The organism is Achromobacter denitrificans NBRC 15125 (assembly GCF_001571365.1).
In the GTDB taxonomy this organism is placed as follows: Bacteria; Pseudomonadota; Gammaproteobacteria; order Burkholderiales; family Burkholderiaceae_B; genus Achromobacter; species Achromobacter denitrificans.
Map to the genome: position 1 here is coordinate 237,203 of NZ_BCTQ01000001.1, position 14,942 is coordinate 252,144.

The following is a 14,942-nucleotide window of genomic DNA, read 5'->3' on the forward strand; positions in this document are numbered from 1 at the left end:
CCGCCATCCTGGCGCGGATGGACGCTTTGCGCCATTGCCGTGGACGCTTAGCGCTGGCAAGGCAAGGACTACCGGCCGATTATACGCACAGACCTATATCGCCGGACGCTAGAGCCAGGCGCCGCCGGCCGGAACAGCCAGGAGACAAACGATGTCCACACCCGAACCGCTCGACGAGCGGATCGCTGCCTTTCAACGCGACGGATTCGTGGTGCTGGACGGCATCATCCCGCCCGCCCAGGTCAGCCAGCTCCAGGAAGCGCTGATCCGGGTCGAGGCCGAGCACGATCTCGGCTTCGCCAAGACCTCCTTCGAAGGGCGCAGGACGGTGCGCATCAACAATCTGCTGGTCTACGACCCCCGCTTCTGGGATGTGCCGCTGCAGCCCGACGTGCTGTCGCTGGCCGAACGCCTGCTGGACCGCGAGCTGCTGCTGTCGTCGCTGTGTTCGCTGACGCTGGCGCCCGGCCAGGGCGCCCAGCCGCTGCACGAAGACACGCAGCAGCTGGCCTTGCCGCGGCCGCGGCCGCCGCTGGCCGTCAACGCCATCTGGGCGCTGAGCGACTTCACGCCCGAAAACGGCGCCACCCACCTCGTGCCCGGCAGCCATCGCTACGACAGCGCGCCGCCGTACGGCGCGCAGGACGTGGAAACCGTGCAAGCCACCATGAAGGCAGGCAGCGTCATGCTGTTCGACAGCGCGCTGTGGCACAAGGGCGGCGCCAACGAGAGCAATGCGCGCCGCTACGCCCTGTCGTGCTACTACTGCGCCGGCTGGATGCGCCAGCAGGAAAACCTGCAGCTCGGCATCCCGGCCGACGTGGCGCGGCGCTTCCCGCGCCGGCTGCAGGAGCTGTGCGGCTACAGCATCTACAAAGGCCAGTACGGCCATATCGACAACGCCGACCCCATCACCCTGCTCGGCGGCGAAGGCAGGCCCACCGTCTGGCAGGCTACCGACGCCAAGGCCGCCCGCAACGCCGGAGGCGGCCAGGCATGAATGCGGACATGCCCGCGCCCGCCCTGCCCGTCGTGGCGGACTCGGTGGTTCATCTGTTGCGCGACGCGGCAAGGGAAACGCCAGCGTTGCCCGCCCTGTCGTTCGAGGGCGCGCGCCTGGACTACGCCCAGTACGCGGGCCTGGCCGGCGCGCTGGCGCAGCGCCTGGGGCAACGAGTCGGCCCGGGCGAGCGCATCGCGCTGCTGATGCAGAATTCGCTGGACCTGGCCGTCGCCACCTTCGCCGTGCACGCGTTGCGGGCGCAAGCCGTGCCGCTCAATCCCGGCTACCGCGAACGCGAGCTGGCCTTCATGCTGGAAGACGCGGCGCCCTGCATGGTGCTGCATGACGACAGCGTGAAAGCCGACCTGCGCGCCCTCTGCCCGTGGCTGGACGCCGATGCCATCGTCCGCACCGGCGACGGCGCGGGGCTGCTTGCGTTGCTGCCGCAGGCCTGCGCGCTGCCCGACGACCTGCCGCGCCATGAAGACCTGGCCACGCTGCAATACACCGGCGGCACCACCGGCCGCCCCAAGGGCGTGAATATCCTGCATCGCCAGATCGCCTACAACATCGCCCAACGCGAGGCCTGGCTGCCCACGCGGCGCGGCGCCGAAGTCGTGCTTTGCGTGATGCCGCTGTTCCACGTGTCCGCGGTGTCGATGTCGCTCTACCTCAGCCTGCACGCGCGCGGGGAACTGGTGATCCTGCGGCGCTTCGACGCCGCCCGCACCCTGGAAGCCGTCGCCGCCCACGGCGCGACGCTGCTGCCCGGCGCCCCCGCCATCTTCCATGACCTGCTGCGCTGTCCGGCATTGGGCACGGAGCGGCTGGGCACCTTGCGCGCCTGCTTCTCCGGCGCGGCGCCGCTGCCCCGTGAAGTGCTGGCCCGCTTCGAGGAACGCACCGGCTGCCCGATCTACGAAGGCTATGGCATGAGCGAGGCCGGCCCATGCCTGGCGTTCAATCCCATGCACCGGCCGCGCAGGCCGGGGTCGGTGGGCCTGCCCGTGCCCGGCGGCGAGCTGCAAGTGGTGGACCTGGACAACGGCGGGAAAGGCATGCCGCCGGGCCAGCCCGGCGAGATCCGGGTGCGGGGGCCGCACGTGATGGCCGGCTACCGCCGGGCCGCTCCCGACGCGGGACAGGCGCTGCGCGAAGGCTGGTTCCATACCGGCGACGTGGCGGTCATGGATGCCGACGGCTATCTCCATCTACAGGGACGCCGCCACGACTGCATCAACGTGGGCGGCTTCAAGGTCTATCCGCTGGAGGTCGAACAGGTGCTGCTTTCCCGGCCGGAGGTCGGCGAGGCCGCCGCCTTCGGCGTGCTCGACGAACGTCTCGGCCAGGTGGTCCACGCGTGGGTGACGCCCGCACCCGGCCAACGGCTGGACCTGGACGCGCTGCAAGCGCATTGCGCGGCGCACCTGGCAGGCTACAAAGTGCCGCGCCGCATCGGCGCGGCCGGCGCGCTGCCGCGCACCAGCATAGGCAAGCTTGCGCGCAACGCGCTGGAGCCCGTCTCCGCGCCCGATCCGATTTCGCAGTGAACCGCAATAAAAGGGGAGGAACATGAAGACAATCGATCTGCAGGCGTTGCAGAATCAGCTCACCGAAGAAGGCTACGCCGTCATCGAGAACGTTCTGGACGCCGAAGCGCTGGCCCGCGCGCGCGAGCGGGTGGCGGGCTTGATGGCCGCCGAGCGCGCCGATCCTTTCCCGCTCGACGACGAACGGCACGAGGACGACGACGAAATCCTGGCCTACTACAAGAAGCACTACACGGTCAGCGACCAGGAAGCCCGGCGCATGGTCGCGCGCATCCACCAGTATCGCCGCGACAATCAGGGCACGCGTTGGCCGGTGCCGATCAGCAAGGTCTCGAAGAATTTCCTGCACCTGCCCACGCTGTTCGACGACGATAAGTCCCAGCGCATCTGGAACCTGCTGAACAAGGCCCCGGACATGATCCCGCTGATCGAGCACCCGCAGGTGCTGCCGATGGTGCGGCATGTGATGGGCGCGGACTGCAATCTGCACGATTTCCAGGCCACCAGCATCGGGCCGGGCACCGGCGGCGGCGCCTGGCACGTGGACGCGCCGCTGGGCCAGATCGCCGAACCGCTGCCGGAATTTCCGCTGACGCTGCAGAATGTCTGGATGCTGGATGACTTCACCGCCGACAACGGCGCCACTCGCGTCATGCCGCGCAGCCACAAGCTGCGCAAATCGCCACCGTGGGGCAGCGGCCCGCTGGACGGCGAGGTCACCCTGACCGCCCCCGCGGGTTCGGTCGCCATCTGGCTGTCCAATACCTGGCACCGCTCGGGGCCCAACCACACCGGCCGCGAGCGCCGCGCCATTCTCTGCAATTACAACGTGTCCTGGCTGCGCGGCTTTGCCGACTTCACCAGCACGCTGGCGCCCGACGTGGCCGCCGGGCTGTCCAACGACGCGCGCTATCTGCTGGGCTACGGCGCCCGCGCGCCATTGACGCGCTAGCCATGGCGACCGCAACTTTCCCCGAAGCCGCCGACGCGGCGGAGGTGGCCGTGCACGGCTACTGCGCCCCCGGGTTCGACGCCGTGCGCGCAGCCTTCGCGCGCAACTTCCTGGACGCCGACGAACTGGGCGCGTCCGTCGCCATCGAAGTCGACGGACGCCTCGTGGTGGACCTGTGGGCCGGCTGGGCCGACGCGCAACGCCAGCGTCCCTGGGAACGCGACACCGTCTGTATTGTGTTCTCCAATACCAAGCCCGCCACCGCCCTGTGCGCCCACATGCTGGCCGAGGCCGGCGAACTGGACCTGGACGCGCCGGTCTCCCGCTACTGGCCGGCGTTCGGATCGGCGGGCAAGGACGGCATCACCCCGCGCATGCTGCTCAACCACACGGCGGGGCTGCCGGCGCTGCGCGACCCGCTGCCGCCGGGCGCCGCCTTCGACTGGGAGGAGATGACCGGCCGGTTGGCGCGGGCCGCCCCCTTCTGGGCGCCCGGCTCTCGCGTGGCCTACCACGGGCTGACCTACGGCTGGCTGGTGGGCGAACTGGTTCGCAGACAGGGCGGCTGCATGCCCGGGGAGTTCTTCCGCCGCCACGTCGCCCAGCCGCTGGACCTGGACTTCTGGATCGGCCTGCCCGAAAGCGAGGAAGCGCGCGTCGCTCCCATCGTGCCGCCGCCGGCGCCGCAACCGCCCCTGAGTCCCTTCGAGCAGTCGCTGAACGAGGCGCACAGCCCCACCGCCCTCTATGCCAAGAACACGGGCGGCTGGCGTCCTTCCGGCTTCAATAGCCGCGCCGGCCATGCCGCCGGGCTGTGCGCGGCCGGCGGCATCGGCAATGCGCGCAGCCTGGCGCGGCTGTACGGGGCGCTGGCGCTGGGCGGCGCGCGCGACGGCGTGCGCCTGCTGCGCGAAGACACGCTGGCCTCGGCCACCGCGCTGTCGGCCCAGTCGGACGACGACGCCTGCCTGCGCGTGCCCACGCGCTTTGCCAGCGGCTTCATGCGGCAGATGGACAACCGCGGGCGCGGGCTGGACAGCGCCTGCTTCGGCGAGGAAGCCTTCGGCCACACGGGGGCCGGCGGATCGCTGGCTTTCGCATGGCCCCGGCGACGCCTTTCCTTCGCCTACACGATGAACCGGATGGGCCGCACCGTGCTGCTCGACGAGCGCGCGCACCGACTGGTCCGCGCGGCGCATGCCGCCATCGGCGTGCCGCCGCCATGCTGACGCCATCCCGGCGTGCACCGGAAACACCACAAGAAAACCTGGAGACAACCCCCATGAATGCAAGCGCACCCCACCGCCCGGCCGCCCTCCGGCGCCTGTTCGCCGCCGCCGGCGCCTGCCTGCTGCTGAACGGCGCCGCCGGCGCCGCCGAGCCCGTCAAGATCGGCTATCTGATCCCGCTGTCGGGCAGCGCCACCGCCTCCATCGGCAAGGACATGTCGCGCGCCACCCACCTGGCCGTCAAGCACATCAACGCCGCGGGCGGGATCCAATCGCTGGGCGGCGCCCAGCTGGAGCTGGTCGAGGTCGACACCCGCGGCGACGCCAAGGTCGCCATGACCGAGGTCGAGCGCCTGATCACGCGCGAGAAAACGCCGGTGCTGCTGGGCGCCTTCCAGAGCGGAGTGACCTTCCCCGCCACCGCCGTCGCCGAAAAGAACCGGGTGCCATGGGTGGTCGACCTGGCCGCCAAGGCCGACATCACCGAGCGCGGCTTCAAATACGTGTTCCGCCCCACCCAGATCCCGGCGTCCGGCAACGCCGAGAGCATGGCCGACTTCATCCAGTACGCGGGCAAGACCACCGGCAAGCCGGCCAAGACCGTGGCCATGGTCTACGAGAACACCGACTGGGGCCAGGACATGGCCAACACGCTGCGCGCCAAGTTCAAGGCGGCGGGCATCGACCTGGTGCTGGACGAGGGCTACCCGCCCAACTCCCCCGACCTGCGCCCGCTGGTCCTGAAGATCAAGGGCAAGAAGCCCGACGTCGTCACGGTGACGTCCTACGGCGCCGACGCCGTGCAGCTGCACAAGCTGCTGGCGCAACTGCGCGTGGGCGCGACCTTCATCGGCAGCGCCGCCGGCCAGATCGACAGCACCTTCATCCCGCTGGTCGGCAAGGACATCGCCAGCCAGGTCTACACGACCAACGGCTGGGCGGGCTACGAGTCTTCCATCACCACGCCGTTCGCCAAGAAGTTCTGGGACGACTTCGTGGCTGCCTACAAGGTGGACCCCAACGAGCTGTCCGTCAGCGCCTACGCCGCCGTATGGGTCATCAAGGATGCGCTGGAACGCGCGGGCCGCGCCGACCCCGAAGCGATCCGCGACGCCCTCGCCCAGACGCGCCTGCAAGGCACCGACCTGAACAAGCTGGTGGGCTACGACATCGTGATCGACGCCAAGGGCCAGAACCCCGAGAAGCGCTACGTCATGCAGCAGATCACCGCCGACGGCCAGTACCGCACCGTATGGCCGGAGAACCTGGCGTCCAAATCCTACAAGATGACCTGGCCGGCCACTCCCGCCAAGCCCTGACCCCGTTCCCGCAAGGAGCCTCTCCCTTGACCACTACCCTGCTCCAGGCGCTGCTCGGCGGCATCGCCAGCGGCGCCGTCTACGGCCTGATCGCGCTCGGGCTGAGCCTGCAATTCGGCGTGATGAAGATCATCAACTTCGCGCACGGCGCGTTCCTGATGATGTCGATGTACGTCTGTTTCGCGCTCACCAGCCGCTATGGCCTGCACCCCCTGGCCGCGATGCCGCTGACGGCCGTCGTGTTGTTCGCGGTCGGATACGCCTGCCAGCGCTGGCTGATCGACGGCATCTACCGCAAGGAGACTTCCCGCGAGCCCATCGGGGTGCTGATCTTCACCACCGGCCTGTGGATCTTTCTCGACAACGCCTTCCTCGCCCTGGCGGGCCCGGACAGCCGCACGATCGATGCGCCCTGGGCCAACGAAGTGTGGATGCCCGGCGACCTGATCTTCACCTATCCCCAGATCGCCGGCCTGGTATTCGCCAGCCTGATCACCGCCGCGCTGGTGCTGTTCCTGCGCCATACCCGCACGGGCCGGGCCATTCGCGCCACCGGCCAGGACCGCGAGGCCGCCAGCGTGCTCGGCATCGACAGCGTCCGCGTCTACCGGCTGTCCTTCGCCATCGGGCTGCTGGTGCTGGGCGCGGCCGGCGCGCTGCTGCTGCCGCTCTATCCCGTGAATCCCTTCGTCGGCGACATCTTCGGCCTGCGCGCCTTCGTCATCGTCGTGCTGGGCGGCATCGGCTCGGTGGCCGGCGCCTTCTGGGGCGGCATCCTGGTGGGCGTGCTGGAATCGGTCGGCAGCCAGCTGATCCCGATCACCTACGCCGAGGCCCTCATCTTCCTGCTGTTTCTCGCCACCATGTATTTCCGCCCCAGCGGGCTGTTCGGCGTGGAGAACGAATAATGGCCATGAACAAATTGCCTGCGTCGGCCGGCGCCGTCATTTTCGGCGTGCTGGCGCTGCTGCCGCTGGCGAGCGGCAGCCAGTACATCCTGTCGGTCGGCGCGATGACCCTGTTGTACGCGTACCTGGCGTTGTCCTGGAACATCCTGGGCGGCATCGCCGGTCAGCTTTCGCTGGGCCATGCGGCCTACTTCGGCCTGGGCGCCTATACCTCGACCTGGCTGTTCGTGAACCTGGGCATCAGCCCGTGGCTGGGCATGTGGGCCGGCGCGGCAGTGGCGATCGCCGCGGCGCTGCTCGTCGGCATCTCCTGCCTGCAACTGCGCGGCGCCTACTTCGCGCTGGCCTCGATCGCCTCGTGCATGGTGCTCAAGACCCTCGTGGAGAACGCCGATACGCTGCTGGGCGGGCCGCGCGGCATGGAAGTGACCCTGCTGCGCGACGCCCCGCTGTACTTCCAGCATACGGGCAAGGCCTTCTACTACATCGTGGCCCTGGTCTTTACCGTCGCCGCCCTGCTGGTCAACCGCCACGTGCTGCGCAGCCGCTTCGGCTACTGCCTGACGGCGGTGCGCAACGACCAGGAGGCGGCAATGGCGCTGGGGGTGCCGGTGCGACGCTACAAGCTGTCGGCGGCCGCGCTGAGCGCCGCCATGACGGCGCTGGGCGGCACCTTCTATGCCCAGTTCGTGCTGTACATCAGCCCGGACAAGGTGTTCGGCGCCAACCTCGGGGTCATCATCGCCGTGGTCTGCATCATCGGCGGCCGCGGCACGCTGTGGGGGCCGGTGCTGGGCGCCGTGCTGCTGCTGCCCGGCGAAGAGCTGGCGCGCTCGCTGACCGGAGGCATGGTCGGGGCCGACATGATGCTGTACGGCCTGCTGCTGATGATCATCATCCGCTGGGAGCCGCGCGGTCTGATGGCATTGCTCACCCGGCGGGCCGGCGCGCCGATCCGCCACGGCGGCGGCGCGACCAAACCCCTCGGACAAGCCGCGGGGGGAACGCGATGAGCCTGCTCGAATTCCTGGACGTCAGCCGCAACTTCGGCGGAGTGCAAGCCTCCGACCGGGTCAGCTTCACCGTGGGGGCCGATGAAATCGTCGGCCTGATCGGCCCGAACGGCGCCGGCAAGACCACCCTGTTCTCCATGGCATCCGGTTTCGTGCCGCCCAGCAGCGGAGACATCCGCTTCAACGGCGACCGCATCAATGGCAAGGACCCCGCGCGCATCTGCGCCGCCGGCCTGGCGCGCACCTTCCAGATCGTGAAGCCCTTCGGCGACATGACCGTGCTGGAGAACGCCATGATCGGCGCCTTCCTGCGGCATCGCGCTCCGGCAGAGGCCGCCGAGGCCGCGCAGGCCGTGCTGTCCCGCGTCGGGCTGGCAGGGCGCGAGCACCAGGTGGCGCGCACCCTGACCCTGTCCGGCCGCAAGCGCCTGGAAGTCGCCAAGGCCCTGGCGACCCAGCCGCGCCTGCTGCTGCTCGACGAGGTGATGGCCGGGCTCACGCCGGTCGAAACCGAAGAGATGGTGGCGCTGATCCTGTCGCTGCGCGGCGACGGCATCAGCGTCCTGGTGATCGAACACAATATGAAGGCCATCATGCAGTTATCCGACCGCATCGTCGTCATCCAGCAAGGACGCAAGATCGCCGACGGCCTGCCCCAGCAGGTCGCCAACGATCCGCTGGTGGTGCGGGCCTATCTTGGGGAGGCCGCGGCATGATGCTGGAAATACGGCAACTCGACGCGGGCTACGGCGACGTGCAGGTGCTGCGCGGCGTGGACATGCACGTCGGCGAAGGCGAGATCGTCAGCCTGGTCGGCGCCAACGGCGCCGGGAAAAGCACGCTCATCCGCACGGTCATGGGCTCGCTGCCAGCGCTGTCGGGCGAAGTCCGTTTCCTGGGCGAACGCATCAGCGGCCTGCCGGCCCACCAGGTGGCCCGGCTGGGCATGGCGCAGGTCATGGAGGGCCGCCGGCTGTTCGGCCACATGGACGTCGAAGACAACCTGCTGGTGGGCGCCGACGTGCTGCGCGACAAGCGCCGCAGCCGCGAAAACCTGGACTGGGTCTACCAGCTGTTTCCGCGCCTGCGCGAACGGCGCCGCCAGCTCGCCCGCTCGTTCAGCGGCGGCGAACAGCAGATGCTGGCCATCGGCCGCGCCCTCATGACTTCGCCCAAGCTGCTGCTCCTGGACGAACCCTCGATCGGGCTGGCTCCCATCATGGTCAAGGACATCTTCGACAAGCTTCCGCTGATCAACGCGCGCGGCATCACCATCCTGCTCGTCGAGCAGGACGTGCACCGCTCGCTCAGCATGGCTGGACGCGGCTACGTGCTGGAACACGGCGAAATCGTGATGTCGGGCCGAGGCGCGGACCTGCTGGCCGACGAAGGCCTGCGCCGCGCCTACCTGGGGGTGTAGCCAGGCCGGCGCGGCGCCCCGTCAGAAAGTCACCTTGACCGACGGCGCGCTGCGCCGCGCCTCGCCGTGGAACACGGCTTCGATATTGTTGCCGTCCGGATCCAGCACGAAGGCGCCGTAATAGCCCGGGTGATAGTCGCGAAAGCCCGGCGCGCCGTTGTCCTTGCCGCCGTGAGCCATCGCCGCCCGGTAGAACGCGTCCACCATTGCCTGGTCCTGCGCCTGGAACGCCAGATGGTGCCTGCCGGTCAACTGGCCCAGCGCGGCCTTGCTGTCCGCCGTGGACACGAACAGCTCATCGGCCCAGAAATAGTCCTCGCCCGTGCCGCCCATCGGCACCTTCAAGGCATCGAACACCGCCTGGTAGAACCGCTGGCTGGCGGCCAGGTCCCGCACCACCAGCTGAATGTGGTCGATCAGCCGGCCACGATGGATTTCATGGGTTTCCATGAGACGCTCCTGTCGGAAGGGGGAGCTTTCGACTATACCGTCCGCCCGCCGGGCCGGACCGCAACAAAGCGCAACCCCAGGCGAAATAGACCCAGCTCCTGCCGGGCGGCGCGGCTTTCGCCAGGAATCGCTCGGCATGCCGCGCCGCGATTTCTGGACAGGAATTGTCCAGAGGCACCTCCACAGTGGGAACTCCCCTACTTGAACGGAGTTCCCTGTGCCCCTCGCCCAATCGCTCGCTACCTTCGACAAAGCCGTCATTCACCTGGAAGGCTGGGGCATGTCCACCGATGACGTACTGGCCCTGACGGGTCGGCTCAATCAATCGCTCCCGCACATTCATTGGCATGCCGGAGAGGTCGCCGCCTCGGGCGCGTTGACGCTGCTGCTGGTGGACATCGCGGCGCTGACGGGCGGCAAGGGCCATGCCTTCTGGAATGCCCTCGGCCCCTTCCAATCCATGGAGCGCGCGCGTCGGGCCGGAGAACCCGCCCTGGCCCTCTGCCGAGGACGTGTCAGCGAACTTCCCGCCCTGCGTGACGGGGTGTGGATCACCACCCACGCCGAGAGCTGGGAAAGCAAACTTCTGACGGTGGCCCGGGCACTGGCCGCGCTGGAGTGGAATGCACAGGATGGATACCGCGCCATGCAGGGCTGGCGCGCGGTGCGAACCCTGGCACGCGCCGATCTTCTGGCTATCACCGCCTCCGGCACCGAGGCGGAGGAGTTCCCCGCCATGCTGCGCGAGATTTGCGCGGCGTCCCTGATGCATCCGACGGCCCTGGTCGCCGCCGGCGTACCGGCCCGGACCTATGGCCGCACCTTGGTACAGGCGGGCCTGCAGGACATCACGCTACAGGCCGCCGCGCCCATGACCCTCGATGGCGCCGTCCGTGTCGACACGCTCGTGGGGTTCGCCTGGCCCGGCGCGAATCAACCCTCAGGATCTTGAGAGAACGCGCCGCGGGAGTATGCCGACGCGGCGGACCCCAGGATTTTTTGCAGATCCCGTCGCAGCTTCGCCGGCTTGACGAGTATGACGTCGGGCGCGAGGCCGAGCAGGAACTGCCTGAGCGTCAGCGACGGGCGCACGGTAGCGGTCAGCTCGAAACCTCCGGCGGTTTCCTTGATGACCTGGTCGGTGGAAAGCCGGTAATGCCGCAAGCGGCTCTGAAATTCGCGTTCGCGCACTTTCAATGTGATTCGTTGCGGCGCCTCGGGAAAGAACAGCAGGGTGTGCTCATGGCGCAAGAACCGCTCAAGGTCAAAACTCGGGTCGATATCGGCGGGATCGGACGTGACGGCCGCGTCGACGATCCGGTCTATTCGGTGCAAATAACGCGTGAACCGCCCGCTGCGCCGCGACAGACGACCGGAAACCAGATACAGCACGCTGCCGCGCTCGACCAGCGCCAACGGAGATACTTGATAATGGGCCGGCTCGCCGGTCGACAAAGCGCCGTTCTGGTAGCGCAACGCCAGCTTCTGGCCTCGATAGAGCGCATCGGCGAGCGTCTGCATCAGGGTTTCATCGTGCTCGGGCGGCACCAGCGGATAACCCGAATCGATAATGGCTGCCTTGCCGAGCCAGGCCCTGCCTTCCACATAGCGAGGGAAAGAGGGGTGGCTATTGAGCAGTTCGCGGCTGCGGCTGCAATACTCGCGCATGATTTTCAGCGAGTCGGGAGGCAACTGATTGGCGGCGAATTGCTCAAGCTGCAGCAGGGCTACCGCGAGTTCCACGCTTTTCACCTCGACTCGCGCGGGCGCGCTATCCGGGTTGAGTCGCCAGCAGCGAGCACTGCCCTGGCCGCGGCCATCGATGTGGCCTGCCTCGAAAAGCCGCTGCATGCCGCGCTGCATGGTCTTGGCCGACGCCGCGGACCGACCATACTTCGGCCGCAGCCACCCATAAAGAATGCGCGACGGCACCCAATCACCGTCGCGCCGCAGGCATTCGAGAATGTCCCAGTGCAAAGGGCCTAATTCGCCCGCAGTGGCGCTCGACGTCTTGAAAGAAGCATTTGCCAAACCAGATCCTGCCTTGTCCCGCCGCTATAGATACCGCCGCCAAAATCATGCGCGCAAAGCACGGGGTTAATCGAAGTTGTTTTTTATTATAAATAGTTGTATTTTGTCACGCGAAGTTTGGCGTCCGACGGATCTGAAAATGTTGGCGTCATCAACGCTGCTTTCCATTACGCGCAGGCTTATCGACGAAGGCCACATTTTTCATCCATGTCGCCCATCGACCGCCTCTCTCTTTCACGATAGATAACACGCGATGCCCCTTCCACTAATCATCGGCGCCGCGGCATTGGCCGCGGCTGGCTTCGGCGCCAAGAAAGGCTATACCGGCTATCGGAAACACTCCGAAGCCGACGATATCGTCGACCAGGCCAAGACAGCCTATAACGAGCAGCGGAAAATTTTCGATGAGCAGGAGAACAAGTCGGCAAAAGCACTTGTCGCCTTGGGAAAACTGGAACTGAAAATCGGCAAGAGTTTTGAAAAATTCAAAAACCTGGCCGATGACTTGATCGCGCAGGTCAACGCCAGCTCCCGAAAAAAGCTGGAAATCGATTTCCCCGAACGCGAACTTAAAAAGATCGAAAACTATAGTTTTTCGGCCGTGAGCGTGCTGGGCAGCGTTGCAGGTGCGGGCGCCGCGGGAGCGGCCGCGGGCTTTGCCGTGTATGGCGGGGTCATGGCCCTGGGCGCCGCCTCGACCGGCACCGCCATCTCTTCGCTGGCCGGCGTCGCCGCCACCAACGCGACCCTGGCCGCGCTGGGGGGCGGATCATTGGCGGCTGGGGGCCTGGGCATGGCCGGCGGCACCGCCGTCCTGGGAACCGCCGTGGCAGCGCCGATCCTGGCTATCGCTGGCTGGGCCTATGACAGCCATGGCGAAGCCGCGTTGAAAAATGCGCGGAAAGCATCCAGGGAAGCCAAAAACGCTATCGAGAAGCTGGGAATCGCGCAAGAATTCCTCAAGGATACCGAAGGGTACGCGAATCGAATCAAGCGCAGTCTTTCCAGCATATATCGCCAGTTCCAGCGCTATCACGATGACCTCGCGGAGGTCGATCAACTCATCGAAAAGCTCAAAAACCGCAAGGGCCGTAAAGCCAATGTCGAAGCGGAATTCCGAAAACTCGGCCCCTCGATAGAAGTGATTGTGCACAACGGCTATTCATTGGCCGCGATTCTGACCAGCATTATCACCACGCCGCTGTACCAACCCAAGAAAGTCAACAGAAAGATATCGCTCGATGCCGACGGCCGCCCGGAAATGCTCCAGGACGAGAACGGCATGATGCTGCTCAACGGCAAGAGAATCGATAAGGCCTTGTCCACCGCCACGGCTCAAAGCGCCGAATTCGACTGACCGGCACTGAATCCGCGGGAGGACGCGCGCCTCCCTCCTGCTGCCCGGCAGTCCATACGCAAACAGGCAGACGTACCATGCAAGCACTTGGCGCCCCCTATTCGTGGGCCGAAGAATTGGAAAGAACAGTCGTCCATAGCCTGGCCACGAGCTTCGGCCTGGACTTTCTGCTTTTCAAGGACAAGGAGGGGGGACAGGTCGATACCGTTCGCAACGTCCGCAAGGGCGTCTACGCAAGCGAGGCCGAACGAGTCAACTATGAACAGCGCGGCGCCTACTCGTCGCAGGACTATCACAAGGACCCGCGCTTCATCGAGAGAGGGCGAGCCGACGCGCGCCGGCAGGCAGCCGGCCGCCTGAAGGATGGCTATACCCATCTCACGATGGCCTCGAAAAAGGGAGTTCGCGACCTCGACCACGTGCAAGCCGCCAAGGCCATTCATGACGATGCGGGCCGTGTTCTGGCGGGAGTGCCCGGCGTCAAGCTGGCCAACGATGACACCAACCTGGTATCAACCCATCGCAGCATCAATCGATCCAAGCAGGCCGCATCGATCGAAGAGTTCCTCACCAGCCTGCCGGAACGAATCAAACGCGAACAAAACGCCCTCGCGAAAGAACGCAAGACGCTGGACGCCCTGCCTCGCGGGACGCCCCGCGAACGCGAGGTCGCGCGACGGCTGCAGGACAAGATCCGCAAGACCGAGGAAAAAGTCGAACAATGGCTATCGGTTGACCCGAAGGCCATGCGCAAGAAAGACCGTGAAGCCCGCAAGCACTATAACGGCCGCGTCAACCGCGAATACTACACAGGCAGCAAATTCCTGGGCGCTACCCTGCAAGCCTCCGGCAGCGCCGGCTTGCGCATGGGAACGCGCCAGATGGTCGGACTGGTTCTCGCCGAAGTCTGGTTCGAACTGCGTCAGGCTTTGCCAAAAATCGCCGGAAAGATGCGGCGAGACTTCTCGCTGAGCACGTTCGTGAAAGAAGTACGGACCACCCTGAGCGACGCATGGAAGCGCGTGCAGTCCCGCTTTCGCGGCTTTCTCACGACCTTCAAGGACGGCGCCCTGGCCGGCGTCCTGGGTAGCGTGACAACTACCGTGCTGAATATCTTCGCCACTACCGCCAAGAACGCGATCAAGATCATCCGCGAAATGTGGAGCCAATTGGTCGCGGCGTTGAAACTGTGGATATTCAATCCCGAGAAGCTCTCCGGCACGGACCTGGCCAAAGCCGTGCTGGGCGTGCTGTCGGTTGGCGTGGCGACGGTAGTGGGCAGCCTGGTCTATGCGCAGCTGGCGCCCGTTCTGGCGTTTCCTTTTGGGCAGGAGCTGGCTGCGTTTGCCGGCGCGCTCGTGACAGGCGTCGTCACGATGGGCATGCATTTCGTGCTGTCGCACAGCAAGATGATGCGGCGAATTTGGGACTGCCTGGAGCAGAACCGACACGCGCGGACGTTGCGCCAATTCCAGACGCTCAATGCTCGGCTGGATGAAACCCTGGCGGAAATTGCACGGCTCGAACTGAATATCGACGTCGAGGCGCTGGAGAACTTCGACAAGCGTCTCGGCGCGGCCCGAACCGAGAAGGCGCGCGCCACCGTGCTCCAACGCGAGGTCACAAGCCGAAAAATAAAGCTGCCGTTCGACGCCAAGGTCCCCGGTGGCACTCGGCGTTGGCTCGTTTCCCTCGCCAAATGACTCCCGC

General features: G+C 66.6%; 14 protein-coding genes. 12 read left to right on the forward strand and 2 right to left on the reverse strand.

Annotation, left to right across the window (positions count from 1 at the left end; genetic code table 11):
• Positions 1-151: 151 nt before the first annotated feature.
• The 9 genes from ADE01S_RS01055 to ADE01S_RS01095 are packed head-to-tail and all read left to right on the forward strand — an operon-like array spanning position 152 to position 9,394.
• Positions 152-1,000 carry a phytanoyl-CoA dioxygenase family protein gene (locus ADE01S_RS01055; protein ID WP_062679602.1) on the forward strand — a complete coding sequence of 283 codons (849 nt, stop codon included), beginning with the start codon at positions 152-154 and terminating at the stop codon, positions 998-1,000.
• A gap of 8 nt (positions 1,001-1,008) precedes the next feature.
• Positions 1,009-2,553, forward strand: coding sequence for a class I adenylate-forming enzyme family protein (locus ADE01S_RS01060; RefSeq protein WP_062679603.1), 1,545 nt, complete (start codon positions 1,009-1,011; stop codon positions 2,551-2,553).
• Between the two features lie 22 nt (positions 2,554-2,575).
• Complete coding sequence (locus ADE01S_RS01065; protein ID WP_062679604.1) at positions 2,576-3,505, forward strand: phytanoyl-CoA dioxygenase family protein; 930 nt, start codon at positions 2,576-2,578, stop codon at positions 3,503-3,505.
• Between the two features lie 2 nt (positions 3,506-3,507).
• Entirely contained in the window at positions 3,508-4,734 is a 1,227-nt protein-coding gene (locus ADE01S_RS01070) for a serine hydrolase domain-containing protein (RefSeq protein WP_062679605.1), read from the forward strand.
• Positions 4,735-4,787: 53 nt separating this feature from the next.
• Entirely contained in the window at positions 4,788-6,053 is a 1,266-nt protein-coding gene (locus ADE01S_RS01075; RefSeq protein WP_062679606.1) for an ABC transporter substrate-binding protein, read from the forward strand.
• A 26-nt stretch (positions 6,054-6,079) separates the two neighbouring features.
• Positions 6,080-6,961 carry a branched-chain amino acid ABC transporter permease gene (locus tag ADE01S_RS01080; protein ID WP_062679607.1) on the forward strand — a complete coding sequence of 294 codons (882 nt, stop codon included), beginning with the start codon at positions 6,080-6,082 and terminating at the stop codon, positions 6,959-6,961.
• 5 nt (positions 6,962-6,966) lie between these two features.
• Positions 6,967-7,974, forward strand: a complete 1,008-nt coding sequence (locus tag ADE01S_RS01085) for a branched-chain amino acid ABC transporter permease (RefSeq protein ID WP_165695617.1) — start codon at positions 6,967-6,969, stop codon at positions 7,972-7,974.
• Positions 7,971-8,690 (forward strand): ABC transporter ATP-binding protein, encoded by a 720-nt coding sequence (locus tag ADE01S_RS01090; RefSeq protein WP_062679609.1) that lies wholly within the window; start codon positions 7,971-7,973, stop codon positions 8,688-8,690. The genes ADE01S_RS01085 and ADE01S_RS01090 overlap by 4 nt, the downstream gene beginning before the upstream one ends.
• Positions 8,687-9,394 (forward strand): ABC transporter ATP-binding protein, encoded by a 708-nt coding sequence (locus ADE01S_RS01095; RefSeq protein WP_062679610.1) that lies wholly within the window; start codon positions 8,687-8,689, stop codon positions 9,392-9,394. Before ADE01S_RS01090 ends, ADE01S_RS01095 begins: the two co-directional genes overlap by 4 nt.
• Before the next feature lie 21 nt (positions 9,395-9,415).
• Here the strand turns inward: ADE01S_RS01095 and ADE01S_RS01100 are convergent, their stop codons facing one another.
• Positions 9,416-9,844, reverse strand: coding sequence for a VOC family protein (locus ADE01S_RS01100; protein ID WP_062679611.1), 429 nt, complete (start codon positions 9,842-9,844; stop codon positions 9,416-9,418).
• 217 nt (positions 9,845-10,061) lie between these two features.
• Between ADE01S_RS01100 and ADE01S_RS01105 the strand changes: the two genes are divergently transcribed.
• Positions 10,062-10,796 (forward strand): hypothetical protein, encoded by a 735-nt coding sequence (locus ADE01S_RS01105; RefSeq protein WP_062679612.1) that lies wholly within the window; start codon positions 10,062-10,064, stop codon positions 10,794-10,796.
• On the opposite strand, the gene ADE01S_RS01110 is transcribed toward ADE01S_RS01105, so the two are convergent.
• A complete protein-coding gene (locus tag ADE01S_RS01110) occupies positions 10,778-11,875 on the reverse strand; it encodes a helix-turn-helix transcriptional regulator (protein ID WP_131828726.1) in 1,098 nt (365 codons plus the stop codon). The genes ADE01S_RS01105 and ADE01S_RS01110 overlap by 19 nt on opposite strands.
• Before the next feature lie 253 nt (positions 11,876-12,128).
• On the opposite strand from ADE01S_RS01110, the gene ADE01S_RS01115 reads away from it, so the two are divergent.
• Positions 12,129-13,232, forward strand: coding sequence for a hypothetical protein (locus tag ADE01S_RS01115; RefSeq protein ID WP_062679614.1), 1,104 nt, complete (start codon positions 12,129-12,131; stop codon positions 13,230-13,232).
• A gap of 77 nt (positions 13,233-13,309) precedes the next feature.
• A complete protein-coding gene (locus ADE01S_RS01120; protein ID WP_062679615.1) occupies positions 13,310-14,935 on the forward strand; it encodes an ECF transporter S component in 1,626 nt (541 codons plus the stop codon).
• Positions 14,936-14,942: the final 7 nt, after the last annotated feature.